Genomic DNA, 25,957 nt, shown 5'->3' on the forward strand with positions numbered 1-25,957 from the left:
CCATCATGGCCAACCTGAAGATCAAGAATTTGCAAAAGGGTTTTGAAGGCTTTTCGATCATCAAAGGGATCGACCTTGAAGTGAATGACCGCGAGTTCGTGGTATTTGTCGGGCCGTCGGGCTGCGGCAAGTCCACGCTGCTGCGGCTGATCGCCGGGCTCGAAGAAGTCAGCGACGGCACCATTGAACTGGACGGTCGCGACATCACCGAGGTCAGCCCGGCCAAACGCGACCTGGCAATGGTGTTTCAGACTTACGCCTTGTACCCGCACATGAGCGTGCGCAAAAACATGTCGTTTGCCCTCGACCTGGCGGGTGTCCCTAAAGTCGAGATCGAGAAAAAGGTCAACGAAGCGGCGCGGATTCTTGAGCTGGCGCCGCTGCTGGAGCGCAAGCCCAAACACTTGTCCGGCGGCCAGCGTCAGCGCGTCGCCATTGGTCGGGCTATTGTCCGCAACCCGAAAATTTTCCTGTTCGACGAACCGCTGTCCAACCTCGATGCCGCCCTGCGGGTACAAATGCGCCTGGAACTGGCGCGCCTGCACAAAGAGCTGCAAGCGACGATGATCTACGTGACCCATGACCAGGTAGAAGCCATGACCCTGGCCGACAAGGTGGTGGTGCTCAATGCCGGCAAAGTCGAACAGGTCGGCTCCCCGCTGGAGCTGTATCACCAGCCGGCCAACCTGTTTGTCGCGGGCTTTCTCGGCACGCCGAAAATGGGTTTCCTCAAAGGCAAGGTCAGCCGCCTCGATACCCTGGGCTGCGAAGTCGAACTGGACGCTGGCACCCGTATTCAACTGCCCCTGAGCGGCGCCTCGCTGAGTCTCGGCAGCGCCGTGACCCTGGGCATTCGTCCCGAGCACCTGAACCTGGCCAGGCCGGGGGACTGCACCCTGGCCGTCACCGCCGATGTTGGCGAGCGCCTGGGCAGCGACACCTTTTGCCATGTGATCACCGCCAGCGGCGAACCCCTGACCCTGCGGATCCGTGGCGACATGGCCAGCCAGTATGGCGAACAGCTGCAATTGCACCTGGACCCTGAACACTGCCATTTATTTGATGCACAAGGACTGGCCATCACCCGTCCACTGCGCGCTGCAGCCTGACGCATACGATCGTTTCCTGAGAGCGAAACCATGAAGTTAAATCGCCATAACCTCGACAACCTGACGGACAAAGTGGCCAAACCCACCTACCTTGCGCGCGATACCCGCCACGGGATTGCCCACATCGGTGTAGGCGGGTTCCATCGCGCTCACCAGGCGTACTACACCGACGCGCTGCTGAATCAGGGCCGTGATCTGGACTGGAGTATCTGCGGAATCGGTCTGCGGCCAGAAGACCGCAAGGTCCGCGATGACCTGGCGGAGCAGGATTATCTCTACACCTTGTTTGAACTGGACGACGGAGACGACAGCCAAAGCCGCATCATTGGCTCGCTCACGGACATGCTGTTGGCGGAGGAAGGGATTCAGAGGGTGATCGACACACTCGCCAGCCCCGGGATTCGTATTGTCTCGCTGACCATCACCGAAGGTGGCTACTGCATCGAAGACAGCAGCGGCGAATTCATGGCCCACCTGCCCGCCATTCAGTACGACCTGGCGCACCCGAGGACACCAAAGACGGTATTTGGCCTGCTCTGTGCTGCCCTCGCCCAGCGCCGGGCTTCGGGCACCCCCGCCTTCACCGTAATGTCCTGCGATAACCTGCCGCATAACGGTCGCGTGGCGCGCAAAGCCTTGCTCGCCTACGCCGCGTTGAGCGATGCGCACCTGCATGACTGGATTGCAGACCATGTCAGCTTCCCCAACGCCATGGTCGATCGCATTACCCCCATGACCAGCAACGCCCATCGCCTGCAGCTGCACGACCAATTCGGGATCGACGATGCCTGGCCGGTGGTGTGCGAGCCGTTTGTCCAATGGGTGCTGGAAGACAACTTCGTCAATGGCCGCCCCGCCTGGGAGCAGGTGGGCGTACAGCTGACCGATGACGTTACGCCCTATGAAGAGATGAAAATCAAACTGCTCAATGGCAGTCATCTGGCGCTGACGTACCTGGGCTTCCTCAAGGGTTACCGCTTCGTCCACGAAACCATGAACGACCCGCTGTTTGTGGCGTACATGCGGGCCTACATGGACATCGATGTCACACCGCAACTGGCAGCGGTACCCGGCATTGACCTCGCGGCGTATAAAAACACCCTGGTGCAGCGCTTCTCCAATCAGGCGATTGCCGACCAGTTGGAGCGGGTGTGCTCCGACGGCTCATCGAAGTTCCCCAAATTCACGGTGCCGACCCTCAATCGCCTGATTACCGAAGGCCGCGAATTGAAACGGGCTGCCCTGGTCGTGGCAGCCTGGGCGCTGTACCTCAAGGGGGTGGATGAAAATGGCCAGACCTACGCCATCCCCGACCCCAGGGCCGCGTTCTGTCAGGCGCTGGTGGCTGACGACAGCCTGATCGTTCAGCGCCTGCTGGCAGTCGAAGCCATCTTCGGTACTCTCATTCCGCAATCGGCCGAGTTCGTCGCCGCATTCGAGTGGTGCCTGAACAGCCTGCGCGAAACCGGTGTCAGTGGCACTCTGGAAAAACTGGCGAGCCTGTAACCCGCCCTGCACGCCCCCGGACCAGTCCCTTCTCGCGCCAGAAGCGGGTTCGGCTGAGGGGGTTTTTGATGTTGATCTGAATAAGGCTGACTCCCGATGAGTAACCTGTTCCTCGGTATCGATTGCGGCACTCAGGGCACCAAGGCCCTGGTGCTCGACAGCCAGTCCGGACACGTTCTGGGACTGGGCTCGGCCCCGCACACGTTGATCCAGGGCGATCAAGGTCGCCGCGAACAAGAGCCCGGGCAATGGCTGCAAGCCCTGAAGCTGGCCACGGCACAGGCGCTGGCACAGGCCGGGGTCAGCGGCCAGCAGATACGGGGCGTAGGGGTTTGCGCCCAGCAGCACGGTCTGGTGCTGCTGGATGAGCACGGTGAAGTGCTGCGTCCGGCCAAGCTGTGGTGCGATACCGAGTCCACCCCGCAAAACCGGCAACTGCTGGACTGGCTGGGCGGTGAAGCCGGCTCACTGCAACGCCTGGGGCTGGTGATCGCTCCGGGCTACACCGTGTCCAAGCTGCTCTGGACCCGACAGCAGCACCCTCAGGTATTCGAGCAGGTCGCGCATATCCTGCTGCCCCATGACTATCTCAATTACTGGCTGACCGGCCGTTACTGCAGCGAATACGGTGATGCGTCCGGCACCGGCTATTTCAATGTCCGGACCCGCCAGTGGGACCTCGACATCCTGCGCCATATCGACCCTGCCGGACGCCTTGAGCGAGCGCTGCCGGACCTGATCGAAGCCCACGCTGCGGTCGGTACGCTGCGCCCGGAGGTTGCCCGCCTGCTGGATCTGAATCCCGGGGCCGTGGTGTCCAGCGGAGGGGGTGACAATATGCTGGGGGCCATCGGCACCGGCAATATCGAGCCGGGGATCATCACCATGAGCCTGGGCTCCTCGGGAACGCTGTATGCCTTCGAGCCGCAGCCACACGTCAGTCCTGACCCTGCAGTGGCCAGCTTCTGCTCGTCCAGTGGCGGCTGGCTGCCCTTGATCTGTACCCTCAACCTGACCAATGTCACGGGTGCCGTGCGGGAATTGTTCGGGCTGTCACTGGAGAGCTTCAACCAGTTGGCCAGCCAGGCCCCGATCGGGGCTGAAGGGGTCAGCCTGCTGCCGTTTCTCAACGGTGAACGGGTGCCCCCCTTGCCCGCGGCCACTGGCAGCTTTCAGGGCCTGACACTGGGCAATCTGACTCAGGCCAACCTGTGCCGGGCGACGCTGGAAGGCACCACGTTCGGCTTGCGCTACGGTCTGGACCTGCTGCGTCGTAATGGCCTGCAAAGCCACACCATCCGCCTGGTGGGCGGCGGCTCGAAAAGCCCGTTATGGCGCCAGATGGTGGCGGATATCATGAACACCCCGGTCATCTGCACCGAACAAAGCGAAGCCGCCGCATTAGGCGCGGCGATCCAGGCCGCATGGTGTGTCAGCGGCCAGCCCCTGGCGGAACTCAGTCAGCGCTGTGTGCGGCTCGATCCGAGCAGTGAAACCCGGCCCGATGCCAACAATGTCACGGCCTATGAAGCGGCCTATCACCGCTACCGTCAACAGGTCGCGGCCTTAACCGAGTGAGTGCTATGTATCTGGTATGTGGAGAAGCATTGTTTGATTTTTTTGCCCAGGCCAACTGCAACGGCCAAGGCAACCAAGTGGACTTTAAGGCGATAGCCGGAGGCTCGCCGTTCAATGTGGCAGTGGGTTTGCGTCGGCTGGGGGTCGAGACGGCGCTGTTTGCCGGACTGTCCACTGACTACCTGGGCAGGCGCCTGAAGCAGGTACTGGCCGATGAAGGTGTCAGTGACCGCTACCAACTGGACGTCGATGCGCCCACGACCCTGGCCATGGTCGCGCTGGACGCCAGCGGTTCACCGGCCTACAGCTTTCGGGGCGAAGGCTGTGCCGACCGGCAACTGCAGCCCCATCACATCCCGGATCTGGGCCCCGAGGTACGCGGAATCCATGTCGGGTCTTTTTCGTTGGTGGTGCAGCCGATTGCCGATACGTTGCTGGCATTGGTCAAGCGGGAAAGCGGACGTCGACTGATCAGCCTCGACCCCAATGTACGCCTCAACCCTGAGCCGGATATCGAGGTGTGGCGCCAGCGGATCAATCAGTTGATCCCTTATGCCGATCTGATCAAGGTCAGCGATGAAGACCTTGAGCTGCTGTACCCGGAGCAGGATCCGCAGCAGATTGCCCGATCCTGGTTGAGCCAGCGTTGCCAACTGGTGTTCTTGACGCAAGGTGCGCAGGGCGTACAGGTGTTCAGCCGGATGCACGGCCAGTGGTCGGTGGCCGCACAGCCGGTGAAGGTCGCTGACACGGTGGGCGCGGGCGATACCTTTCAGGCGGCGCTGATCGCCTGGCTGACGGAACAGGGCCTGGACTCCATCGACGGTTTGCAACAGCTGAGCAAATCCGGAATAGACGCCCTGCTCGATTTCGCCACCCGCGCCGCAGCGCTTACCTGCAGCAAAACCGGCCCGGATCTGCCCTATCGCCAGCAATTGCGCTGAAGGCACCATCGCTGCCCTGTAGCCTCGGCCGCAGGCAGCGAGGGGTTACGTAGCGACCCTGTTCCTGATATCGCAGCCTGCGGCAGCGGCTACAGGGTTAACCGAGCAGCCTTACCAAATCGACAGGTTGTAGCTGACGATCAGGCGGGTTTCATCGACATCCCGGGCGAATTTCTCGTAGTTGGTGCGGTAGGTCGCGTTACGGAAACGCAGGCTGACATCCTTGAACGTGCCGCTTTGCACGATGTATTTGACCTCGCTGTCACGTTCCCACTCTTTGCCTTCTTCGGCGCTGCCTGCCACTTTGATGTGATCACCGTTCACGTAGCGGGTCATGAAGGACAAGCCGTCAATGCCCATGGCCTTGAAGTCATAGTCGTACCGCAACTGCCATGAACGCTCCTGGGCGTTGGCGAAGTCGTTGACCTGCAGGTAGTTCACCAGATACGGGTTGCTGCCATCCAGGTAAGGCATGGACGTGTCACCGTTCATGCGCTGCCAACCGGCGCTGACCTTGTGGCCGCCCAGGGAGTAGGCAAGCATGGCGCCCAGCGCGCGGTTATCGATGGCATTGGCCTTGGCCGAGCCAGCGTCATCACTTTTCAGCACGCGTACATCGGCCGAGAGCTTGCCCGGGCCGACCGGGTGACTGGCCAGCAGACCGACGAATTGCTGGCGGTAGATGTCTTCCAGTTCGGCGTAGTGATATTGCGCGGTCAGGTGTTCATTCACCTTGTAGTCCAGGCCATACAGGGTGAACTGATCCGAGGTGATATTGCAGGCATAACGCTTGTTTTTGCAGTTCAGGCGCAGGTCCTGGGAGTCGGTGGAGTCCCGGGCGGTGTAGCGGTCAAGGCGCGAGGCGGTGAATGTCAGGTCCTTGATTTCCTTGGACACCAACAGCGCGCCATTGAACATGTTCGGCAGCAAACGACCATCGTTGTATTTGAGCAACGGCAGGTCGGGCAGCAACGCGCCGTACTTGAGCACCGTGTCGGACACGCGCATTTTTGCGGTCAGGCCAAACTTGGCGTATTGATCCTTGGAACGACGCGGATCACTGCCCGTCGAAGGCAGCAGGCCGCTGTTGCTGTCGGCAGGACTGGAGTCCAGTTTCAGGCCGAGCATGCCCAGCGCATCGAGCCCGAACCCGACGGTGCCTTCGGTGTAACCCGATTGCAGGTTGAGGATAAACCCCTGGGCCGTCTCATCGCGCTTGGAGGCGCCCTGCGGACTCGAACTGCTGCCATCCCGGAAATCACGATTGAAGTACACCGTACGCGCTTCCAGCTTGGCACTGCTGTCTTCAATAAAGCCACCAGCCTGTGACTGTGCGGCAAACCCGCCACACATTACCAGCGCACTGAGGTGCGCGATCCGGCGCCGGGACAGCAGCGAAAAAGGAACAACCATGAACAAGCTCCAGCAGCGAATCATTGGCGAATCTGAACCGACTGAAGATTCGTCCCAGGCTAAACACGCAAGGGCGTACCTTCAGATCAAAAAGGGCCGCAATTGTACGAAAGGCTAAGCATGCGCCTCATTCGACCTTAGTCGCAGGCAAGCGACGCTCGGCGAAACTTCATTGATAACCTTGCAACTGCATCCGGCCTTAAATAGCCTCACGTGTTGATTCACACTCAGGACACCTCCATGAGCGCTGCATTTTCCACCGAACCGTTCGCCACGCTGGCCCAGCGCCTGGACTGGAAACGCAATCCCTTGGGCGAAGTGGCGCACTGGCCACAGAGCTTGCGCACCTGCGCGCAAATGGTCATGCATTCACCCATGCCCATGTTGCTGCTGTGGGGCGAACAACTGACCCAGTTGTATAACGAGGGCTTTGCCCGCCTGGCAGGTGACAAACACCCGGCCGCGTTCGGTCAGAGCGTGCACGAGTGCTGGCCCGAATACCGCGAGTTCATCGAGCCCATCCTCAAAGACGTGTTCCTGGGCCAAAGCCATACCTATATCGATCAGTATTTCCTGCTCCCGGATCAGCAGCATGCGACCGAGCTATGGCTCGACCTGACCTTCTCCCCGGTGTGTGACGAACAAGGCCGGGTAGCCGGCCTGTTGATGATGGCGGTCAAGACTTCACGGCGCAGGCGCACGGCCATCAAGTTGCGTCAGCGTTCGCTTGCCAGCCGCAGGGCCCAGCATGACTCCGAGGAACGCCTGCAACTGGCGCTCACCGCCACCAACGGCCTCGGCACCTGGGACTGGAACATCGATCAGGACCTGTTTGTCACCGACAATCGCTTTGCTCAAATGCATGGCATCGCCCCTCAGCTTTCCGGGCAACTGCCCATCAGCGCCTACATGCAGGGCGTCCACCCCGAAGACCGGGCGCTATTGATTCATGCCATCAAGGGCTGTATCAGCCGCAATGCCGAGTTCTCTCACGAATACCGGCTTCTGGGGGCCGACAGGAAAGAGCGCTGGATTTTCGCCCATGGCCGCTGCTTCTCGGCCCAGGACGGTCGGGCACAGCGCTTCATGGGGGCGGCGCTGGACATTACCGAACGTAAAAAAACCGAACAGGCCTTGTTACACCTCAACGAAACCCTGGAAGAGCGTGTCGCTGAGCGCACCCAGGCACTGGCCGAAGCCAACCAGCAGTTGCAACGTGAAATGCTCGAGCGCGAACGCGCCGAAGACGCTCTGCGCCATGCCCAGAAGATGGAAGCCGTGGGCCAGTTGACCGGGGGCATCGCCCATGATTTCAACAACATGTTGACGGGCATCATCGGCAGCCTCGACCTGATGAAACGCTATATCGCTGCCGGGCGCAGCGCCGAGGTGGGGCGCTTTACCGATGCGGCGGTCTCTTCCGCACAACGGGCGGCCGCCCTGACCCACCGTTTACTGGCGTTCTCCCGGCGTCAGTCACTGGATCGCAAACCGCTGGACCCCAATCACCTGGTGAGTTCCCTGGAAGAGCTGTTCAGGCGTACCAAGGGCGCGCACATCGAACTGTGCGTTGAACTGGGCAAGGACATCTGGACCGTCAACACCGATGCCAGCCAGTTGGAAAGCGCCCTGCTCAACCTGATCATCAACGCCAGGGATGCCATGCCCGAAGGCGGAAAACTGGTGGTCCGCACCGAAAACAGCTACCTCGACGGCAGTGATATCAGCACCCTGGAACCGGTCAGGGCCGGTGACTACGTGATGCTGGAGGTGCGGGATAACGGCGCGGGCATGACCCCGCAAATCCTGGCCAAGGCCTTTGACCCCTTCTTCACCACCAAACCCATCGGCCAGGGCACCGGCCTCGGGCTGTCGATGATTTACGGGTTTGCCCAGCAGTCCGGCGGGCATGTCAGCATCAGCAGTGAAAGCGGCAGTGGTACCTGCGTGCGGCTGTACCTGCCGCGTCATCACAGCCTGGAGCAAGTGCCGCGCAAGCCGTCCCCCAGTGCGGATGCGCCCTGCGCCATTGCCGGTGAGTGTGTGTTGCTGGTCGAGGATGACCCGACGGTTCGCGCCCTGGTGCTCAATGTGCTCGATGAGCTGGGTTATACCGCGCATCAGGCGGGTGATGCGAAAACCGCCTTGCCCTTGCTGGAGTCTTCGCTGCGTATCGACTTGCTGGTGACAGACGTAGGCCTGCCGGGCATGAACGGTCGTCAACTGGCCGAAATCGCTCGTCAGCATCGTCCGGGACTGAGTGTATTGTTCATGACTGGCTACGCCGAAAATGCCGCTGAGCGTCAGGGGTTTCTGGATGACGGCATGGACATGATCGGCAAGCCGTTTTCCATCGAAAGGCTGGCCACCATGATTCGCAACATGATCACAGTCAAAACTCAGGCATAATCCGCGCCCTCGCACTACGCCCCACAGTTCCAAGGTAAAGGTCCCATGAAAGCTCAAGCGCGCCATATTCTGGTGAAAACCGCCGAAGAAGCCGAATCACTCAAGCAACGCATCGCCAAGGGCGAAGCCTTCGATGTACTGGCCAAAAAATTCTCCACCTGCCCTTCGGGCAAGCGCGGAGGCGATCTGGGCGAAGTACGCCCGGGTCAGATGGTTGGCGTGATCGATCAGATCATCTTCAAAAAGCCGCTGCGGGTGGTACACGGCCCGATCAAAAGCAAGTTTGGTTATCACCTGGTTCAAGTGTTCTACCGCGACTGACCGGCTGCCGGGAAACCGGTGGCCGCCGTAAAGCCTTGTGTACATATCCATTGGACGCGGCCTCGCTTCGCTCGACCGCTGCTACAGATTGCGGGGGCCCCTTGTAGCCGCGGTCGAGTAGCACGAGGCCGCGTCCGGCGGCGTAGCCGTCGTAAAACCTGGTGTGCATATCCGTTGGAGCTGAAATCTTGAAGCCCCTTCGGGCCTTTTCGCAGCCTGCGGCAGCGGCTACAGATTGCGGGGCTTCTTGTAGCCGCGGTCGAGTAGCACGAGGCCGCGTCCGGCGGCGTAGCCGTCGTAAAACCTGCCGTGCATGCCCGTTGGAGCTGAAATCTTGAAGCCCCTTCGGGCCTTTTCGCAGCCTGCGGCAGCGGCTACAGATTGTGGGGGCTTCTTGTAGCCGCGGTCGAGTAGCACGAGGCCGCGTCCGGCGGCGTAGCCGTCGTAAAACCTGCTGTGCATATCCATTGGACGCGGCCTCGCTTCGCTCGACTGCAGCTACGGATTTGGGGCAGTTCCTGGGTCAGAACTCGATGTCCAGGCGTTCCACGACGTTGAACTGTTCATCGACCAGGCAGCCCGTGCGCCATTTGTCGAAGGTCAGGCAAGGGTGCGATGTGCCAAAGCTGATGACGTCGCCAATCTGCAGTTCACAGCCCGGTGCAAGGGTCATGAAGGCATGCTGATCCATCACCGCCGTGACCGCGCAGCCGCTGACGTCATCCCCCACCGCAGGCAGCACGCCTTCACGGTAGCGTTTTAGCGGGATGGGCAGACCGGCATCGTAGGCCACGTCGCGCTTGCCCAGGGCGATGACGGCAAACCCCGGCTCAGGCAACGATTGCACCTGGGCCCAGACTTCCAGGGCCGGGCGCAGGCCTTCGTGCAAGTCCGCGCGTCGATCCAGCACGCAACACTGCGCTGCTTTGTAAATGCCATGGTCGTGAACCACGTAACTGCCCGGGCGCAATACGCTCAAAAACCGCCCGCTGGCCGCTTCGGCTTCGAACGCCTCGGCGATCAGGTCGTACCAGGCCGACCCCGAGGCCGTCACAATCGGCCTGTCCCGCTCAAACGCACCGTCGCGTTGCAATTCAAGCGCCAGGCGAACCAGCGAAGCTGCAAACTCGCGAATCCCGTCAACCGCCCGTTCACCGTGGATCACACCTTCGTAGCCTTCAATACCGGTCAGGGCCAGGGCCGGGTGCGCCTTGATCGCCAGCGCCAGGTCTCGCACCTGTTGTTCGGTTCGGCAGCCACAACGTCCACCGGGCACACCGTATTCGATCATCACGTTCAGGCGCTGGCCGCGCCCGGCAAAAAACGCCCCCAATGCGGCGACGTTGTCCGGGTGATCGACCATGCAGTAGAACTCGAAGCCGGGGTCGGTCTGCAACTCGGCAATCAGTGCCATGTTGGCTTGCCCTACCAACTGATTGGCCATCAATACCCGACGCACACCGCCCGCGTAGGCGGCACGGGTTTGCACAGCGGTGGCCAGCGTCATGCCCCAGGCGCCCTGGGCCAACTGGCGGCGAAACAGCGCCGGGGCCATGCTGGTTTTGCCATGGGGCGCCAATTGCGCACCGCTGCGGGTGGCGAAGGCCTGCATCCAGGCGATATTGTGTTCAAGCGGCTCCCGATGAATCACCAGCGCGGGCAGGCTGACATCCCGCAGCAGGTTATCGGCGGTGTTCGCGGCACCTTTCTGTACCAGGCCGTTGTTCAATGTCATCGCCACACTCCTCTCCTTGTGACCCTCGGGGGTCGTGACAGCCGTTTAGCCCTTGGCCTTGTAGGCGATGCAGTCGATTTCGACCTTGCAGTCGACCATCATCATGGCCTGAACACAGGCACGGGCCGGGGCGTGTTCACTTTTGAAATACGACGCAAAAACCTTGTTGAAGCTCCAGAAATCCCGCGGGTCTTGCAGCCACACGCCGGCGCGGACCACGTCTTCAAGGCCATAACCGGCTTCTTCGAGGATCGCGATCAGGTTTTGCATGGTTTTGTGGGTTTGCTCGACGATACCGCCGTTGATGATTTCGCCATTTTCCATCGCCACCTGACCCGAAACATGCAGCCAGCCATCGGCTTCGACCGCACGGGCGAATGGCAAGGGTTGGCCTCCAGCGCCGACGGCACCGGTACCGAAACGTTTGATACTCATAGGAAAATCTCCATGCTGAACAGATACAGGTCAAGCAGTGTGCCACAACCCGGCGGCCTCAACCCAGGTGCCACCAGCGGGGCAATAGCTGTTGCACCTTGCTTTCGGCAAAGCGGTCATCGATCAAGAACAGCGTGCCTTGATCGGTCTGGGTGCGGATCACCCTGCCCGCCGCCTGCACCACTTTTTGCACGCCCGGGTACAGGTAGGTGTAGTCATATCCGGCACCAAACAGCTCAGCCATCCGCAGCTTGATCTGCTCGTTGACCGGGTTGAACTGCGCCAGTCCAAGTGTGGCGACAAAGGCCCCGATCAAGCGTGCGCCGGGCAAGTCGATACCCTCGCCAAAGGCACCACCCAGCACGGCAAAGCCGATGCCCTGGCTCGACGTCGTGAAGCGGTCGAGAAAGTCCTGGCGTGCGGCTTCGTCCATACGCCGCGATTGCAGCCACTGGGTGATCTGCGGATGGTCCTCGGCAAGCCGCCCGGCGACTTGCTGCAGGTAGTCAAAACTGCTGAAAAACGCCAGGTAATTGCCCGGTCGTTGCTCGAACTGGCGGGCCATCAGTTCCGCGATCGGCCCCAACGAGGCCTCGCGGTGGGCAAAGCGGGTCGAGATCCGGCTGGCCACATGCACGCTCAGTTGCCGGGCCTGAAACGGCGACTCGACATCGATCCAGACCGCGTCCGTCGGCAGCCCCAGCAGGTTGGTGTAATAAGTGCGGGGGCTGAGCGTGGCCGAAAACAGCACGTTGCTCTGTGCACACGCCAGGCGCGGCCCGATAAACCCGGCGGGGACAATATTGCGCAGGTTGAGGCAGGACATGCGCCGCTTGCCGGATTCGCGCAGGCTGACGTCGAATAAATAGTGCTGATCGAACAACTCGGCCACCCGGCTGAACTGCAGGGCCTCGAAGTAGAACGCTTGCAGATCACCGCTCAGGCCCTGTGGATGATCGTTGAGGTAGTCACCGATGGCGGTGATGCAGGCGGTCAGCGCATTCAGCCATTTACCCGGCAGCTGCGGGTGAACGTCATAAGGTCCGACTTGCGCCTTGTGCAGGGCGTTCCACTCGCGGTTCAGGCGTTTGAGGGGTTTGTCGAGGGCAGCAGGCGCTGAATGACGCAGGCTGCTCAGGCTGTGCTGGTCAAGGCTCGCGCTGTACATCTGGCGTGCACGCTCGACCAGGTTGTGGGCTTCGTCCACCAGCGTCGCGAGCCGCCACTGGTTGGCCTGGGCGAGCCCAAAAAGCAAGGCACTGAAGTCGAAGTAGTAGTTGTAGTCGGCAATCACCACGTCAGCCCAGCGGGCCATTTCCTGGCTCAGGTAATAGGGACAGACCTGATGCGCCAACGCAACCGCCCGCAGGGTGTGCTGGTCGAGGGGCGACTGCACAATTGCGGCCTGACGCGCCGCGGGCAAGCGGTCGTAAAAGCCTTTGGCCAGTGGGCAGCTGTCACCATGACAGGCGTTTTTCGGGTACTCACAGGCCTTGTCCCGTGCCACCAGTTCCAGCACCCGCAGCGACACCGCCGGGCTGCGCGGATAGAGCACCTGCACCGCATCCAGCGCCAATTTTCGGCCCGGGGTCTTGGCCGTCAGAAACAGGACTTTATCCAGTGCCTGAACTGGCATGGCCTTGAGCATCGGAAACAGGGTGCCCACGGTTTTACCAATCCCGGTGGGCGCCTGGGCCATCAGGCAACGGCCGGTGCTGGCGGTCTTGTACACCGCTTCGGCCAGCGCCCGTTGCCCGGTGCGAAATTGCGCATGGGGGAACACCAGCGCACGTGCGGCCTGATCCCGGCCTTCGCGGTGAGCCATCTCCTGCTCGGCCCATGCCAGAAACAACGCGCATTGCTGATTAAAAAAATGCTGCAAATCGGTGGCCGCCCAGAGCTCCTGCACCCGGGTTTCCTGCTCCGTGGCGATATCGAAGTACACCAGCGCCAGATTCACTTCTGGCAACTGCAAGCGTTGGCACAACAACCAGCCGTAGAGCCTGGCCTGCGCCCAATGCAACTGCCGATGATTGGCCGGGATGGCGGAGAAGTCACCCCGGTAGGTTTTCACCTCTTCGAGCACATTGCCGGCCGGGTCGTAGCCGTCTGCCCGACCACGCACCGTCAGATCGGCATACTGCCCTTCCAGGCTCAACTCCGGCAGATACCCTGCACTGCGCCGCGAAGCCACCGTGCGATGTCCGGCAATACCTTGCTGTGCAGTGGGCGACGGGGTGAAGCGCAGGTCCAGATCACCGGCCTTGGCCGTGAACTCACACAGGGCCCGCACTGCAATGCGATAGGTCACGCCTCCGGCTCCTGCCATTGCACGTAACACACGGTCACGGGCATTTGATGCTGCTCGCAGAACGCCAGCCAGCGCAGCTGGTTGTCTTGCAGGCGATCACCCGGGCCTTTGACCTCGATCATGCGATAGGTGTTTTGCGCAGGCCAAAACTGGATCAGGTCCGGCATGCCGGTGCGGTTGGCTTTAATGTCTTGCAGCAAACGCCGGAACCACAGGTTCAAATGCGCAGGCGGCAGGCACAGCAGCGCCTCTTCGAGCAGCGACTCGCTGAGATAACTCCAGGCGACAAAAGGCGACTGCACCCCGTAGCGACTGGCATACACCGCGCGGATGGTGGCCTGGTAGCGCCCGTCTTCCAGCTGCGCCAGGCAGTCTTCGAAGATAGCAGCCCGGCGCTGATAGAAATCGTCTTCCAGCAAATCGGCCGGACCGCTCTGGTACGGATGGAAAAACGCCCCGGGCAACGCGGCAAAAATCGCAGGCCAGCACAACAAACCGAACAGCCCGTTGATCAGGGTGTTTTCCACGTAATGCACGGGCGCCTCAGCACGATGCAGGTGCGCAACCACCTTGAGCTCGACCGGGGTCGACTCTTCGCGGGCAAGTGTCAGCTCCAGGCGTTCGGGTGGGCTGGGCCGGGGCCTCGCGAGCGCAGCCAGACCGACCTTGCGCCGCAGCCGCGGAATGCTGCGCAACAACTGCTGATGCTCGGCGTCGGCAAGCGGGGCCTGTTCGGCAGCCTCGGCCAGTGCCAGGGCCTGGGTGCAATCGCCCAGCAACTCCAGTACCCGGATCACCCGCAACCGGGCTTCGGGATACTCGCTCTGCCGGTACACGTGCAGGGCCTGGCTCAACTCCCCTGCCCGCTCAAGGTGCTGGCCCAGCTGAAACAGCAGGCGCGCCCGACGTCGTTGCAGCCAGCGGTTATCTGCCGCGTAGTCAAGCACCTGCGGCAGCACTTCGCCCACCTCGGCACCGGCCTCGAACTGCTCGCGGCAGGCATACAGATGCAAATAGCCTTCAATGTCTTCCCGGCAGCGCAAGGCACGTGATTGCGGGTTGAAATCCACTTTTTCGTAGGTGAACAGCCCCAGATCTGCCAACACCAGATCTGACCAGCTCTGACTGAGGTTGCCAAAAAACATCAGCCGCAGTCGATCGCCCAGCGCCCTGTTGTTCAGGGTGTAAAGCACATCACTCAATGCAGGGTGCCAATCGGCGAAACTTTGCGATTGGGGGAAATCGCCGGCCAGGCCGTCCAGCCACGCCGACTTCCGGGCCTTGGGCTGCACGATATCCGCGCCAAAGCAGCTCAGAATTTCAGGCTTTTGCAACACCTCGAACAGCTCGGCCAGGGTTAACGGCGCCCGGTCATCAACCCAGCCTTGCGCCACCAGAGGCGCAGCGGCCTGCAGCGGGTCGCCGATTTCCGGGTAACTGAGCTTGCTGGCCCTGAAATGCCGGCCCTTGCGCATCAGCATACGGACCCACAGCGCTTGCGAGGGCCCGGGTAACCGGGCAAAACCGCTGATGAACTGCTGCTCCTCGACACTCAAGACATCGTCATAGCGAGCAGCGATCCAGTCGAGGACGTGCTGGAAGTTTTTCAGGTAATAAAACGGGTCTTCAAGGGGATTGGAAATCACAAGCAGAACAAACCATCGGCATCGGGTACTGGATATGCGTACAGATAGCAGTTAGCCCACGGCCCTGGCAAATCTTATTGGATGAGCGGTTCGCCCGCGCCAGTCTACGCAATACACCACAAGCACATTGCAACCCGCTACGCCTGACCTGCAAGCCTGGCCTGCGGCGCAGGTTTGCAGGGATCGTAGGCCCACAAGGTGCCTATCAGGGAACTGTCACGATCGAAGTCAATGTCCGACATCTGGTACAGCGCCTGAAGCGACGCCAACGGTAGCCCGCTGACCGCTTCGAGCCATGACGCCAGATCCGCCTGAGAGGCCGCCGCCTGATCCATCAATACCTGCCGCAGCTCGATGATCGAATGCAGCTTGTCCGGGTAGCGATGCTGTAAGAAGGTTTCAAGGCCACGGCCCTTATTCACAAAGGGGGAATAGATAAAACAGCCCAACTGCTCATCGTTGACACCGTGCAACTGTCCCAGGTAACGGGTTGCCAGCCCCCGCAATTTGTCGATCCTTTTCGGTGTATTAAAGGCCGCCACCAATTGCTGTATCAACTGACCTTTGTAGCCGCTGCGGGCTTTGTATTTTGACGCGATACCTTGCCAGAACGCGTCCACCCCTGTGCTGTAGGCCAGCCCCTGCCGATAAGCACCCTGCAAGCCGTTCAAGTGCGCATTGACTAACACCGCGGCGGTCAGAGGCTCTTCAATATCCAGCGAGGGGGTATTCCTTGTCCCTTCCATGAACAACAACACCTGAGACTGAACGATGTCCATGTCCCGGGACAGGCAATCAAATACGTTGATGATGCTGATGTCATTGCTGCTGCAGATCACCGAGGCCAACGGCCCGGAAGACGCTGACAGGCGCAGCAGTTGCCGGTAATCCTCATGCAGCCGCGAACACAATTTGACGGCGGTTTCGAAGCTTTCGCGGTGCGTCCCATTCAGCGCATAGCCCTGCCGGTAGGCCACCCTGCGTATCCAGGCCGAGTATTGATCCAGGCATGCCGGTGGTCGACGGTCAATCAACGCATTCACTGCGCCACCCCACGCGCAGGCGCTGCGATACAACGTGGCGCGCGACAACAGATCGGTATAAAAGAATGTGGCCCGGGCATCACCCCGGGTCAGATGGCCCGACATCAGGACCTGAATGCGGTCCAGGAACGATGACCGTTGCGCAACCGGTAGCGGCTTATGCTGGCGGCTAATCCCCTCGTCATCCACCAGCAGTAATTCCACACGCGGGTCATCGTACAGAAACAGTTCGGCACACTGAGTCTGAATGCGCGCCATGACATTGGTCGTCACCCGTGGCTGGCATAAAACCGCGACACGCAAGACAAAAGTATCGGGAGAACGCCCGGCAATACTGAGTTGAGCAGCGCGTAAAAATGCCAGGGTGTAGGCGCACTCCTTACCGCCTTCATGCACGAGCAGTACCCGAAAATGCGCGATGCGCTCAATGCCCCCGGCGGCCACTAATAAACGCTGAATCAACAGTTGCAACGCGATGCGTTCGGGGCGACTGAAAAAACCCAGTAGCCGGTGCAGCACTTGCTGATAAACGAAACTCATGGCTTGTTCATGGAAGTTGCTCATGGGGAATCCCTCCGGTTCGAGCGAGGTATTATCAGCAGCACTTTTTTACACGCCACAGTTACCGTTACTCTTTGGCCCATAACAGACGGGGCTTACACGCTCACAAGAGAGATCCTACAAAAACACACTCAATAAAATACCAAACGTAATTAACGCCATTCGTATGGATGCCGCTCATAGCTTGAGCTTTCTTGATCCGTTCACGCTGCAGGACAACGTATGGGCCCCTGTCGGCGCGGTCAAATCAGGCCCATGCAAACACGCCCCTGAACAGAACGTTCAGGGGCGTGTTTAACATCGGTCAGTCATGTTTACTGCAGCGGCATCAGGCCGGGGACAATTGCAGCGCCACGCGTCCACGACAAGGGCAGCTGTCCATGTAGCGGTGTGCTTCGACAAACGCCTCAAACGGGAACACCCGCACTTCCAGGGGCAACAGCACTCGATCAGCCGTCAGCTGGTTGATCTCGCGCAGGGCGCGTTGCATCGCTTCTTCGTCCTGGGCAATCCCAAGTTCCGGCTTGCCGGTGAAGTTGCCTATGCAGTGCACAAAGAACTGGATGTTCTTCTGAAAGGCGGCGCATGCAGGAAACGGCGTTTGATTACCGCCCTGCAAGCCGTACAGCACCAGGCTGCCACGGGGGGCCAGGACGTCACCGAGCACGGACATCTGCGGGCCACCCAGGCCGTCAAGCACGATGTCCACGCCTTTGTTCTGAGTGATCTTGTTGACCTGCATCAGCAAGTCCTGCTCCTCGGTCACGATCACCTTGTCAGCCCCCAGGGCCAGCAGGCAGTCGCGCTCTTCAGGGTCCTTGGTCGCGGCAATGACCGTGGCGCCCAGGGCCTTGCCCAGCTGTACAAATGAAGGCCCGGCGCAGTGACTGGCATCGGTGATCAGCACCGTTTGCCCCGGTTTGAGCCGCGCCAGGTCGACATACGCAAAGTAGGCCATCAACAACGGTGTGTAGTGCACGCTGGCTTCAACCGGTGTCAGCACATCCGGGTAACGGGTGAGGACAGAGCGCGGCATCACGATCATCTCACCGTAGGTGGGGTAATCGTTGGCACTTTGACCGGGGAAGCTGGCAACCTTGTCACCGACGGCAAGGTCATGCACGCCTTCCCCGAGCGCAGTCACAATGCCGGCCATTTCATGGCCGATACCCGCTGGCAGCCGCGCCTGGCTAGGGGCAAGGTTCTGCCGCCACAGCACGTCATACCAGCTGATACCAATGGATTCGACACGCACCTGCACCTCGCCGGGCGCAGGCGCAGCGACCTCGTGCTCTTCGCACTGGAGCACCTCGGCCGGGCCAAACTTGTGAAAACGGATCGTGCGCGACATCGCAAACCTCGCCAAATTAATCGCTAATACCACGGGACTTTATCCGGGCTTTGTGCACAAGACTAACAGACAGCATTAATAGTCGACATGCCTGACATTGATCCTCCGGCAGATTGATTGCCGAAATCGCCTCGCCCGCTGACGTAAGAAAGCTAATCTACCGAGTGACGATTAATCTGGTTTGCCAGTAAGATCCATTACCTCACTACAGCTGACCCGCCTGTGATGCCTGCCAGATGAATCGTAACGACTTGCGCCGCGTCGATCTGAATTTGCTGATCGTCTTTGAAACCCTGATGCATGAACGCAGTGTGACCCGTGCCGCCGAAAAACTGTTTCTCGGGCAGCCGGCCATCAGTGCTGCACTGTCACGCCTGCGCAATTTGTTCGACGATCCTTTGTTCGTACGTACAGGCCGCAGCATGGAGCCCACGGCCCGGGCGATTGAAATTTTTGCGCTGTTGTCGCCCGCGCTGGATTCGATTTCCACCGCAGTCAGCCGTGCTGCCGAGTTCAACCCGGCCACCAGCACCTCGGTGTTTCGCATCGGTTTGTCGGACGACGTTGAATTTGCCTTGCTGCCCATGTTGCTCAAGCGCTTGCGCGCAGAAGCACCGGGCATCGTGCTGGTGGTACGCCGGGTCAACTACATCCTGATGCCACCGTTGCTGGCCTCTGGCGAGATTTCGGTGGGCGTCAGCTACACCAGCGACCTGCCGGCCAACGCCAAGCGCAAAGTATTGCGCCGCAGCAAACCCAAACTGCTACGTGCCGACACCATGCCCGGCCCGCTGAGCCTGGATGACTTCTGCGCCCGCCCCCATGCCCTGGTGTCGTTTGCCGGGGACCTGAGCGGCTTTATCGACACCCAGCTGGAAACCCTCGGGCGCAAGCGCCATGTGGTACTCGCCGTGCCTCAGTTCAATGGCTTGAGCACCCTGCTGGCCGGCACCGACATCATCGCCACCGTCCCCGACTACACCGCCGAAGCCCTCACCGCCGCCGGCGGGGTACGGGCCGAAGACCCGCCGCTGGACGTCAACAGCTTCGAACTGCACATGGCCTGGCGCGGCGCCCAGGACAACGACCCCGGCGAACGCTGGCTGCGCTCGCGGATTCAGATGTTTTTTGGCGATCCGGACAGTCTTTAGGCGTTGTCGAATGAGCGGTTAAGGCTGCACTCAGTACGAGATGTCGCCCCAGCCCTTGGGGCTGGGGCGACGCGGGCGCTCTTGCGATCGGCGACGACTCAGCTGGCGTCGATCCAGATGGTTTTCAGCTCAGTGTACTGATCATGCGCCCAGATTGACTTGTCCCGCCCGCCAAACCCCGACTCCTTGTAGCCGCCGAATGGCGTGGACGCATCCCCCTCGCCGAAGCAGTTCACGGTAACGATGCCAGCACGGATACCTCGGGAGAGCTTCAAGGCATTGCGCAAGTTGCCGGTATACGCCGAGGCAGCCAAGCCGTATGCCGTATCGTTGGCCAACTCGATGGCTTCATCGAGGGTGCTGAACGTCGTGACACTCAGCACCGGGCCAAAGATTTCTTCCTGGAATAAACGACTGTCGCGCCCTACTCCATCCACGATGGTCGGCTCCACGAAAATATCGCCAGTGGTATTGCCACCCGCCAACACAGCCAGATCCTGGTCTTTTGCATGCTGGATATAAGAGCGGACCTTTTCAAAATGCGCCTTGCTGATCATCGAACCCAGGCGATTGTCAGGGTCGAGAGGGTCACCCATCTTCCAGTCCTTGAGATGCACCTGAATGCGCTCAAGCAGTTCGCACTTGATGTCGGCGTGTACGATCAGACGAGATGAGGCCGAGCAGTTTTCGCCCATGTTCCAAAAGGCCCCGTTAACCACGTGCTGCGCCACCTGGTCAATATCCTCGGCATCGTTCATCACCACCGCAGGGTTTTTACCGCCACACTCCAGCACGATGCGCTTGAGGTTAGATTCACTGGAGTACTTGAGGAAAATCCGCCCGGTGTCGGTCGAGCCGGTAAAGCTGACCATGGCTACGTCGCCATGCCGGCCCAGTGGCTCACCTGCCTCCTTGCCACCCCCGGGCACCACGTTGAACACGCCTGCTGGAATACCGGCCTGATACGCCAGCTCTGCGACACGCAGCGCGCTCAGGGTGGTTTCCTTCGCCGGTTTGACCACGATTGAGCAACCCGCGGCCAACGACGGGCCAATTTTCCAAGCGAGCATCAGCAGCGGGAAATTCCATGGCAGCACCAGGCCGACCACGCCGATTGGCTCGCGCACGACCATCGTCACGGCACCGGAACCGACCGGTGCTGTGGCATCGTAGATCTTGTCAATCAGTTCGGCGTGCCAACGCAATGTGTGGATCGTCTCCGGCACATCCACGTTCTGGCACTCTCGAATGGGTTTACCGCTGTCCAGGCTCTCGAGCACCGCCAGTTCGTGGGCGTTGTCTTCTAGTAGCTGGGCAAAACGCAGCAGGATACTTTTACGTGCTGCGGGTGAAAGGCCTTGCCAGCGTGCATCCTCAAACGCTGTTTTGGCCGCAGCCACAGCCTCGTCTACATCCTGGGCATCGCACGCGGCAATCTCAGCCAGCACGTCGCCAGTGGCCGGGTTAGTCGTGGTGAATGTACGACCGGATTTCGCGGTCCGAAACTGGCCATTGATAAATGCCTGGGTGCGAAATTCTAGCTGGCCGGCCAGTTCACGGTAGGCTTCTTTACTCAGCAAATCGGCCATTTCAAGCACCTCCCACAATATGCGCAACGTTTTGCTTGAGCGTCTGAATCACGGCCTTGAGCGCATGCTTTTCAGATTCTTCCAACGCCTGCAAAGGTGCACGTACACCCCCGGCACGCAAGCCACTCAACTCACTGCCATGCTTGATCGATTGCACAAACTTGCCGCTTTCGAGGAAGTCCATCAACGGCAACAGGGCCGCCATGATGCGACGCCCTTTGTCGAAGTCTTTTTCAATCACGCAGGCTTCATACAGCGCAACGTGTTCGCGGGGAATGAAGTTGGAACCGGCACATACCCAACTGCGCGCGCCCCAAGCGAAGAACTCCAGCGCCTGGTCATCCCAGCCGCACGAAATCTGGATTGAAGGATGGGCGCAGGCCAGACGATGCAACCGACTCATCTCCCCTGAGCTTTCCTTGATCGCTTCAATGTTTTTGCACTGCGCAATTGCCTCAAAAAATTCATCGCCCATGGCAACGCCCATACGTGCCGGGTAGTTGTAGAGCATGATGGGAAGGCCCGCGGCCTTATCGACGGCCAGCACATGCGCTGCGATTTCTTTTTGGGTGGGCAAGGCATATGGCGGCGAACCAACCAGGATCGCGTCTGCCTTGAGCGCCTTGGCCTGCTCGGCGAAGTACACCGAGTCTTCGGTTCGGATACCGCCCGTACCGACCACCAGAGGCAAACGACCTTGAAGGACACTCTTCGCACGCTCAGCCACCGCCAGACGTTCGGCAGGCGTGTGGGCGTAATACTCACCCGTGGAGCCACCGATTATGATGCCGTGCACCTTGGACTCGACCAGGTACTCAAGCACCTCATCAAAAGCCGAATAGTCAACTTGGCCATTCGAAGAGAGCGGAGTAATCGCAGGGGTAAAAATGCCGTCAAAGTTCATGCTTTTTTTCTCCAATAGTTCCAGGGGTTATCCAGGGGTTGCTAATTCAACGACGCGGCTTGTTGCAGGGTGAGCGATCGCGTTTCCGGCGCCAGGAGCCAAGACAACCCGAGCCCCACCAACGTAATTGCGGCGGCGACATACATGGTCTCGGCGATGCCTAACTTGCTCAATGAAATAGGCACCAAGTAAGTGCCCGCGGCGGCGCCGATACGCGAAAGCGACGTACCTACGCCGACAGCGAATGCGCGGATTTCCGTGGGAAACAGTTCGTTGGGGTAAACCAGCGTGAGGACTTGTGCGCCGCCGATAAACAGGGCGTACACAACAAAAAAGAACAGCACCAAAAAGCTCGGACCTGCATGGCCGATGGCCAGACCCAACAGCGCCAAACCCGAACAAAGGAAACTGTAAATAAGCAGATTGCGCCGGCCGATCAAGTTGATTATCCGGGTGGCGATAATGCAGCCGATGACGAAGAACACCGTAATTGCAACCGACCCCAGTGAAGCCGAATCGCCTGTTATTTTCAACGCGGCCAGCACCTTGGGGGCAAAGGCATAAACGGCGAACAGGGGAACGACAGAACAAGTCCAGAACACCACCACAAACAACATGCGCTTACCGTAACCGGAATGTATAAGGTTGAAGACAGTGATCTTTTCACCGGCAGGTTCCTCGGGCAGGTTAGCCAACGAGAAATGCTCGCCATACACCTGTTTGATAATCGCCTCGGCCTCTGCTGACCGCCCCTGTTTGATCAGCCAGCGCGGTGATTCCGGCGTGCCCAGACGTACGATGAACAACAGGGCACCGATAACGGCGGCGCTGGCCAGTACCAGTCGCCAGGCATCCGAACCCAATGCATTGAACATGACTTCGCCGACGATATAAGCGGATGCAGCACCGGCGAACCAAAGGATGGTTAGCATCGCCAACCGTGGGCCACGGTATTTCTTGGGAAGGAATTCGACGAGTAACGAAGTTGCCACGGGGTATTCGATACCGACGGCAATACCCAACAACAATCGGAGGAAAAATATAACGACCTCCGACTCGGCCCAATATTGGGCCAAGGAGGCAACGATGAATAAGGCAGGTCCGGCAAACAATAACCGTTTGCGCCCCATGACATCGGTCAACGCACCGCCCAGGAAGCCACCGAAAAAAATGCCGATCAGTGCGGAGGCGGCAATCATGCCCTCCCAGAAATCATCGAGCGCCAGGGACTTTGACATATGTATCAGCGCGACGCCGATAATGCTCAGAACGTATCCGTCAACAAAGGAACCGCCACCTGAACGAACAGTGAGTAGCCGATGAAACCCATTGAGCGGGACGTCTTCAATTGAAACAACAGAGCTCTTCATTTCTCGTCCTTATCCTTAGTGCATGCAGTTGCCCGCTAAGCCGGCCTCAGCTTTCTCGACCGGCGCGGTACTGTCCCCATCTAAGATTTGCGTTGACACCCAGCGAGAGAAACGGCTCCGGCGGGTTACTGTTCGGCCCTGGCGCATTCAATAGAAAATCAATACGCTCATCGCGTTGACCGGCGAGCCAGTCTGCAAGAAGTTGCCCTGTCACCGTGCCGCGAGTCACGCCCAGGCCATTGCAACCCAGCGCCCCATATACATTGGGCGCCAACGCTCCAAAGAAACCGTTATGGTTTCGGGTCATGGCCAATGCACCGCCCCAGGTGTACTCAAAATTGACGTTGGGCAACATGGGAAAGCGCTTATCAAACGACGCTTTATGCCGGCGTATAAATCGCTCGTTATATCGACTGTCGCTGCGACCGTCCGGATTAAAGCTAAAGCTGTTTCTGATCAGTAAGCGGTTATCCGGAGTGCGCCTGACGGTGGTACCAAAAGGATCAGCCGGGATCGCGCCCCAATACGGTTTACCTCCGAGTTGCGCTTGCTCTTCGGAAGTCAGTTGCCGCGTGATACTGCCGTAGGTATAAATGGGCAGTATCCGGCCTTTGAGGAAACCAAAGCGCATGCCAAATGAGTTGTTCGCCAGGATCAACTTGTCGGCGGTGATACTTCCATTGGCATGTTTCAATACGGTTTTCGCTCCGTACTCAACTTCGAGAATCGGCGTGCGCTCATATAAAGTCACGTTTGATGGCAAATGGTCGGCAAGTCCCTTGACCAGTGCCGATGGCTGAAGCAAAACAGCACCCGGTGTATATAAGGCCTTACGGTAGAAGTGCGTGCCCAGGTGATGCGGCAATTCAGATTGCTCAATCATTTGATAAGGCTGACCCAACTTATCCAGCCCCCGCCGATAGGCTTCGAGAACCGCAATGCCACGGTCCTCCACTGCCGCCTGGTACTTGCCGCAGGCTTTCATCTGACAGTCGATGCCGTGTTGATCGACCAAGCCGCGCAGAATGGACTGTCCCGCCAAATTAAGCTTCAGACTGGACCTGGCGAGGGCGATGTCGCCGATGTAATCCTCAGCGCCAATATCATGGGGCAGATCGATAGCGAATCCAGCATTCCTGCCGGATGGCCCCAAGCCTACCTCCTGAGCCTCGACCAGCACGACTTCGTCACTCGGAAAGTTCAACGCCAGTTGCCGTGCTGCCGCAAGCCCGGTAAAGCCCGCGCCGATAATTACCCAGCGGGCTGTTCGGTGCCCTTGGTGTGCGGGCTTCGGTTTACGCGGACGACTTAAATGAAACCAGCCACAGCTATTATCGTCGGCAGGTAACGAGGTAACTTTCATAATAGTAGGACCGTAAAGTTGGATGCATTACCGGGTCCAACGCAACAGCGTGCGCAGGCCGAAATAAACTAAATAACTAAATAACTCACCAAAAAAACAGCGACCACACGCGTTTTAAAAAACGGCCGCAATCGCATAGCGTTCCGAACGGCCGACGTCGCTGGAATAATAGTTATCCCTGAATGTCATCGGCGGCAGCCCGAACAAATCCTTGAACCGTTTATAGAAATGCGGATAGCTGACAAATCCGGTGGCCAGTGCCACGTCGGTCAAGGATCGATTACTTTGGATAATCAATTGCCTGGCGCGGGTGAGTCGAAGTTCCAGATAGTATCGATTGGGTGCGGCGCTCAAGTAGCGTGCAAATCTTCTTTCAAGTTGTCGACGTGAAACCCCGGCCTGGCTGGCGATTTCATCAATTTCCATGGGTTCTTCAATGTGGTTTTCCATTAGCGCGACTGCAACGTTAAGCGAATGAGGCGCCGGCCTTGCCAGGCGGGCAGCGCTCTGTGTCACATCGTTGAACTGCAGTTTTTTGGGGTGATGCACACGTTTGATTTCATCCACCCATTGCGCATCGTGCCGGGAGCTGAGGTCCTGCATGAGAGCCAGGATCATATCCAGTGCAGATGACGCACCGGCACACGTAGCCCGGCGCAGGGCAAAGGTATATTCGGCCTCTACCGTCTTCACCTGGGGGAAGTACTCATTTATCAGCGCGCAGCTATCGGCATGACAGGCACAATCCTGATCGTCGAGAAGGCCCGCATCCGCCAGATAAAAGGCCCCATTCCACACACCGGCGACGATGCCTTTTCCACTTGCCGCCTTCTTTAACGCACGTCGAATGGCAGGGCTGGCGGACAGCCGCACACGTTGCCCACCGATCACAACGACAGCATCGTGCTTGATTTTTTCAACGTGCAACCGCTCGGTGGGCAACGGTATACCGATATCACTTTCCACCAAGCCGCCGAGAAGCGAATACGTCGACACTTTGTAAATGGTATTACTGCTGATCAGGTTGCCGGTGGCCAGCGCGTCCATCGCTGTTGACAGTGCGGTTAACGAAAAGTGGTCCAACAATATAAAAGCTATGCGCACTACCTTTTCGTGACCGACCGAGTCGCTGAGTTGCCGAAATCCGATGTTCTGGAACTTCAACGCGCTTTGAAAGGTATCCATCATCTTTGCCACCTGATCACTGTATGACGTAAA

Annotated in this window: 20 protein-coding genes; 7 read left to right on the top strand and 13 right to left on the bottom strand. The window is 59.4% G+C overall.

The features are described from left to right. The first annotated feature begins 5 nt into the window (after positions 1 to 5). From AWM69_RS09165 to AWM69_RS09180, 4 genes are all read left to right on the top strand, one after another. Positions 6 to 1,109 (top strand): ABC transporter ATP-binding protein, encoded by a 1,104-nt coding sequence (locus tag AWM69_RS09165; protein ID WP_048380037.1) that lies wholly within the window; start codon positions 6 to 8, stop codon positions 1,107 to 1,109. A 30-nt stretch (positions 1,110 to 1,139) separates the two neighbouring features. Beyond that, positions 1,140 to 2,615: a mannitol dehydrogenase family protein gene (locus AWM69_RS09170; protein WP_218726352.1), complete on the top strand. Its 1,476-nt coding sequence runs from the start codon at positions 1,140 to 1,142 to the stop codon at positions 2,613 to 2,615. 96 nt (positions 2,616 to 2,711) lie between these two features. After that, complete coding sequence (gene xylB, locus AWM69_RS09175) at positions 2,712 to 4,193, top strand: xylulokinase (protein ID WP_218726353.1); 1,482 nt, start codon at positions 2,712 to 2,714, stop codon at positions 4,191 to 4,193. A gap of 5 nt (positions 4,194 to 4,198) precedes the next feature. Continuing rightward, positions 4,199 to 5,137, top strand: coding sequence for a carbohydrate kinase (locus tag AWM69_RS09180; protein WP_218726354.1), 939 nt, complete (start codon positions 4,199 to 4,201; stop codon positions 5,135 to 5,137). 111 nt (positions 5,138 to 5,248) lie between these two features. Here the strand turns inward: AWM69_RS09180 and AWM69_RS09185 are convergent, their stop codons facing one another. Continuing rightward, positions 5,249 to 6,550 (bottom strand): OprD family porin, encoded by a 1,302-nt coding sequence (locus AWM69_RS09185; RefSeq protein WP_131653931.1) that lies wholly within the window; start codon positions 6,548 to 6,550, stop codon positions 5,249 to 5,251. Between the two features lie 240 nt (positions 6,551 to 6,790). Between AWM69_RS09185 and AWM69_RS09190 the strand changes: the two genes are divergently transcribed. Both AWM69_RS09190 and AWM69_RS09195 read left to right on the top strand, forming a co-directional pair. After that, positions 6,791 to 8,959: an ATP-binding protein gene (locus AWM69_RS09190; RefSeq protein ID WP_218726355.1), complete on the top strand. Its 2,169-nt coding sequence runs from the start codon at positions 6,791 to 6,793 to the stop codon at positions 8,957 to 8,959. Positions 8,960 to 9,004: 45 nt separating this feature from the next. Continuing rightward, on the top strand, positions 9,005 to 9,280 hold the full coding sequence (locus tag AWM69_RS09195) for a peptidylprolyl isomerase (protein ID WP_003445327.1): 276 nt from the start codon (positions 9,005 to 9,007) through the stop codon (positions 9,278 to 9,280). A 228-nt stretch (positions 9,281 to 9,508) separates the two neighbouring features. On the opposite strand, the gene AWM69_RS09200 is transcribed toward AWM69_RS09195, so the two are convergent. From AWM69_RS09200 to AWM69_RS09230, 7 genes are all read right to left on the bottom strand, one after another. Beyond that, positions 9,509 to 9,748: a hypothetical protein gene (locus AWM69_RS09200; protein ID WP_218726356.1), complete on the bottom strand. Its 240-nt coding sequence runs from the start codon at positions 9,746 to 9,748 to the stop codon at positions 9,509 to 9,511. Positions 9,749 to 9,803: 55 nt separating this feature from the next. Further along, positions 9,804 to 11,015 (bottom strand): amino acid deaminase, encoded by a 1,212-nt coding sequence (locus AWM69_RS09205; protein WP_218726357.1) that lies wholly within the window; start codon positions 11,013 to 11,015, stop codon positions 9,804 to 9,806. Between the two features lie 45 nt (positions 11,016 to 11,060). Continuing rightward, entirely contained in the window at positions 11,061 to 11,450 is a 390-nt protein-coding gene (locus tag AWM69_RS09210; protein ID WP_048380052.1) for a RidA family protein, read from the bottom strand. A 58-nt stretch (positions 11,451 to 11,508) separates the two neighbouring features. Then, complete coding sequence (locus AWM69_RS09215) at positions 11,509 to 13,761, bottom strand: ATP-dependent DNA helicase (protein ID WP_218726358.1); 2,253 nt, start codon at positions 13,759 to 13,761, stop codon at positions 11,509 to 11,511. Continuing rightward, positions 13,758 to 15,407 (bottom strand): VRR-NUC domain-containing protein, encoded by a 1,650-nt coding sequence (locus AWM69_RS09220; RefSeq protein WP_218726359.1) that lies wholly within the window; start codon positions 15,405 to 15,407, stop codon positions 13,758 to 13,760. Before AWM69_RS09220 ends, AWM69_RS09215 begins: the two co-directional genes overlap by 4 nt. Before the next feature lie 137 nt (positions 15,408 to 15,544). Then, a complete protein-coding gene (locus AWM69_RS09225) occupies positions 15,545 to 17,014 on the bottom strand; it encodes a hypothetical protein (protein ID WP_218726360.1) in 1,470 nt (489 codons plus the stop codon). Between the two features lie 325 nt (positions 17,015 to 17,339). Continuing rightward, positions 17,340 to 18,362 carry a zinc-dependent alcohol dehydrogenase family protein gene (locus AWM69_RS09230; RefSeq protein WP_131653937.1) on the bottom strand — a complete coding sequence of 341 codons (1,023 nt, stop codon included), beginning with the start codon at positions 18,360 to 18,362 and terminating at the stop codon, positions 17,340 to 17,342. Between the two features lie 236 nt (positions 18,363 to 18,598). On the opposite strand from AWM69_RS09230, the gene AWM69_RS09235 reads away from it, so the two are divergent. Further along, the gene (locus AWM69_RS09235; protein ID WP_048380061.1) at positions 18,599 to 19,513 is read left to right on the top strand and encodes a LysR family transcriptional regulator; all 915 of its coding nucleotides are present in this window, start codon (positions 18,599 to 18,601) and stop codon (positions 19,511 to 19,513) included. A gap of 98 nt (positions 19,514 to 19,611) precedes the next feature. On the opposite strand, the gene AWM69_RS09240 is transcribed toward AWM69_RS09235, so the two are convergent. The 5 genes from AWM69_RS09240 to AWM69_RS09260 all read right to left on the bottom strand — a co-directional run bounded on the left by AWM69_RS09240 (position 19,612) and on the right by AWM69_RS09260 (position 25,927). Then, a complete protein-coding gene (locus tag AWM69_RS09240) occupies positions 19,612 to 21,102 on the bottom strand; it encodes an aldehyde dehydrogenase (protein WP_218726361.1) in 1,491 nt (496 codons plus the stop codon). A gap of 1 nt (position 21,103) precedes the next feature. Next, entirely contained in the window at positions 21,104 to 22,006 is a 903-nt protein-coding gene (locus AWM69_RS09245; RefSeq protein ID WP_218726362.1) for a dihydrodipicolinate synthase family protein, read from the bottom strand. Positions 22,007 to 22,047: 41 nt separating this feature from the next. Continuing rightward, a complete protein-coding gene (locus AWM69_RS09250) occupies positions 22,048 to 23,376 on the bottom strand; it encodes an MFS transporter (RefSeq protein WP_218726363.1) in 1,329 nt (442 codons plus the stop codon). Positions 23,377 to 23,422: 46 nt separating this feature from the next. Next, complete coding sequence (locus AWM69_RS09255) at positions 23,423 to 24,742, bottom strand: FAD-binding oxidoreductase (RefSeq protein WP_218726584.1); 1,320 nt, start codon at positions 24,740 to 24,742, stop codon at positions 23,423 to 23,425. A gap of 111 nt (positions 24,743 to 24,853) precedes the next feature. Continuing rightward, entirely contained in the window at positions 24,854 to 25,927 is a 1,074-nt protein-coding gene (locus tag AWM69_RS09260; RefSeq protein ID WP_256930252.1) for a GlxA family transcriptional regulator, read from the bottom strand. Positions 25,928 to 25,957: the final 30 nt, after the last annotated feature.

The sequence above is a fragment of the Pseudomonas sp. D1HM genome (genome assembly GCF_019266105.1).
In the GTDB taxonomy this organism is placed as follows: Bacteria; Pseudomonadota; Gammaproteobacteria; order Pseudomonadales; family Pseudomonadaceae; genus Aquipseudomonas; species Aquipseudomonas taetrolens.

Excerpts from the sequence above, each read along its gene's own strand:
- AWM69_RS09205 (WP_218726357.1), bottom strand. The coding sequence starts at position 11,015 with ATGACATTGAACAACGGCCTGGTACAGAAAGGTGCCGCGAACACCGCC.
- AWM69_RS09235 (WP_048380061.1), top strand. The coding sequence starts at position 18,599 with ATGAATCGTAACGACTTGCGCCGCGTCGATCTGAATTTGCTGATCGTC.
- AWM69_RS09200 (WP_218726356.1), bottom strand. The coding sequence starts at position 9,748 with ATGGATATGCACAGCAGGTTTTACGACGGCTACGCCGCCGGACGCGGC.
- xylB (WP_218726353.1), top strand. The coding sequence starts at position 2,712 with ATGAGTAACCTGTTCCTCGGTATCGATTGCGGCACTCAGGGCACCAAG.
- AWM69_RS09230 (WP_131653937.1), bottom strand. The coding sequence starts at position 18,362 with ATGTCGCGCACGATCCGTTTTCACAAGTTTGGCCCGGCCGAGGTGCTC.
- AWM69_RS09210 (WP_048380052.1), bottom strand. The coding sequence starts at position 11,450 with ATGAGTATCAAACGTTTCGGTACCGGTGCCGTCGGCGCTGGAGGCCAA.
- AWM69_RS09240 (WP_218726361.1), bottom strand. The coding sequence starts at position 21,102 with ATGGCCGATTTGCTGAGTAAAGAAGCCTACCGTGAACTGGCCGGCCAG.
- AWM69_RS09165 (WP_048380037.1), top strand. The coding sequence starts at position 6 with ATGGCCAACCTGAAGATCAAGAATTTGCAAAAGGGTTTTGAAGGCTTT.
- AWM69_RS09185 (WP_131653931.1), bottom strand. The coding sequence starts at position 6,550 with ATGGTTGTTCCTTTTTCGCTGCTGTCCCGGCGCCGGATCGCGCACCTC.
- AWM69_RS09245 (WP_218726362.1), bottom strand. The coding sequence starts at position 22,006 with ATGAACTTTGACGGCATTTTTACCCCTGCGATTACTCCGCTCTCTTCG.
- AWM69_RS09260 (WP_256930252.1), bottom strand. The coding sequence starts at position 25,927 with ATGATGGATACCTTTCAAAGCGCGTTGAAGTTCCAGAACATCGGATTT.
- AWM69_RS09225 (WP_218726360.1), bottom strand. The coding sequence starts at position 17,014 with ATGAGCAACTTCCATGAACAAGCCATGAGTTTCGTTTATCAGCAAGTG.
- AWM69_RS09180 (WP_218726354.1), top strand. The coding sequence starts at position 4,199 with ATGTATCTGGTATGTGGAGAAGCATTGTTTGATTTTTTTGCCCAGGCC.
- AWM69_RS09250 (WP_218726363.1), bottom strand. The coding sequence starts at position 23,376 with ATGAAGAGCTCTGTTGTTTCAATTGAAGACGTCCCGCTCAATGGGTTT.
- AWM69_RS09170 (WP_218726352.1), top strand. The coding sequence starts at position 1,140 with ATGAAGTTAAATCGCCATAACCTCGACAACCTGACGGACAAAGTGGCC.
- AWM69_RS09190 (WP_218726355.1), top strand. The coding sequence starts at position 6,791 with ATGAGCGCTGCATTTTCCACCGAACCGTTCGCCACGCTGGCCCAGCGC.
- AWM69_RS09195 (WP_003445327.1), top strand. The coding sequence starts at position 9,005 with ATGAAAGCTCAAGCGCGCCATATTCTGGTGAAAACCGCCGAAGAAGCC.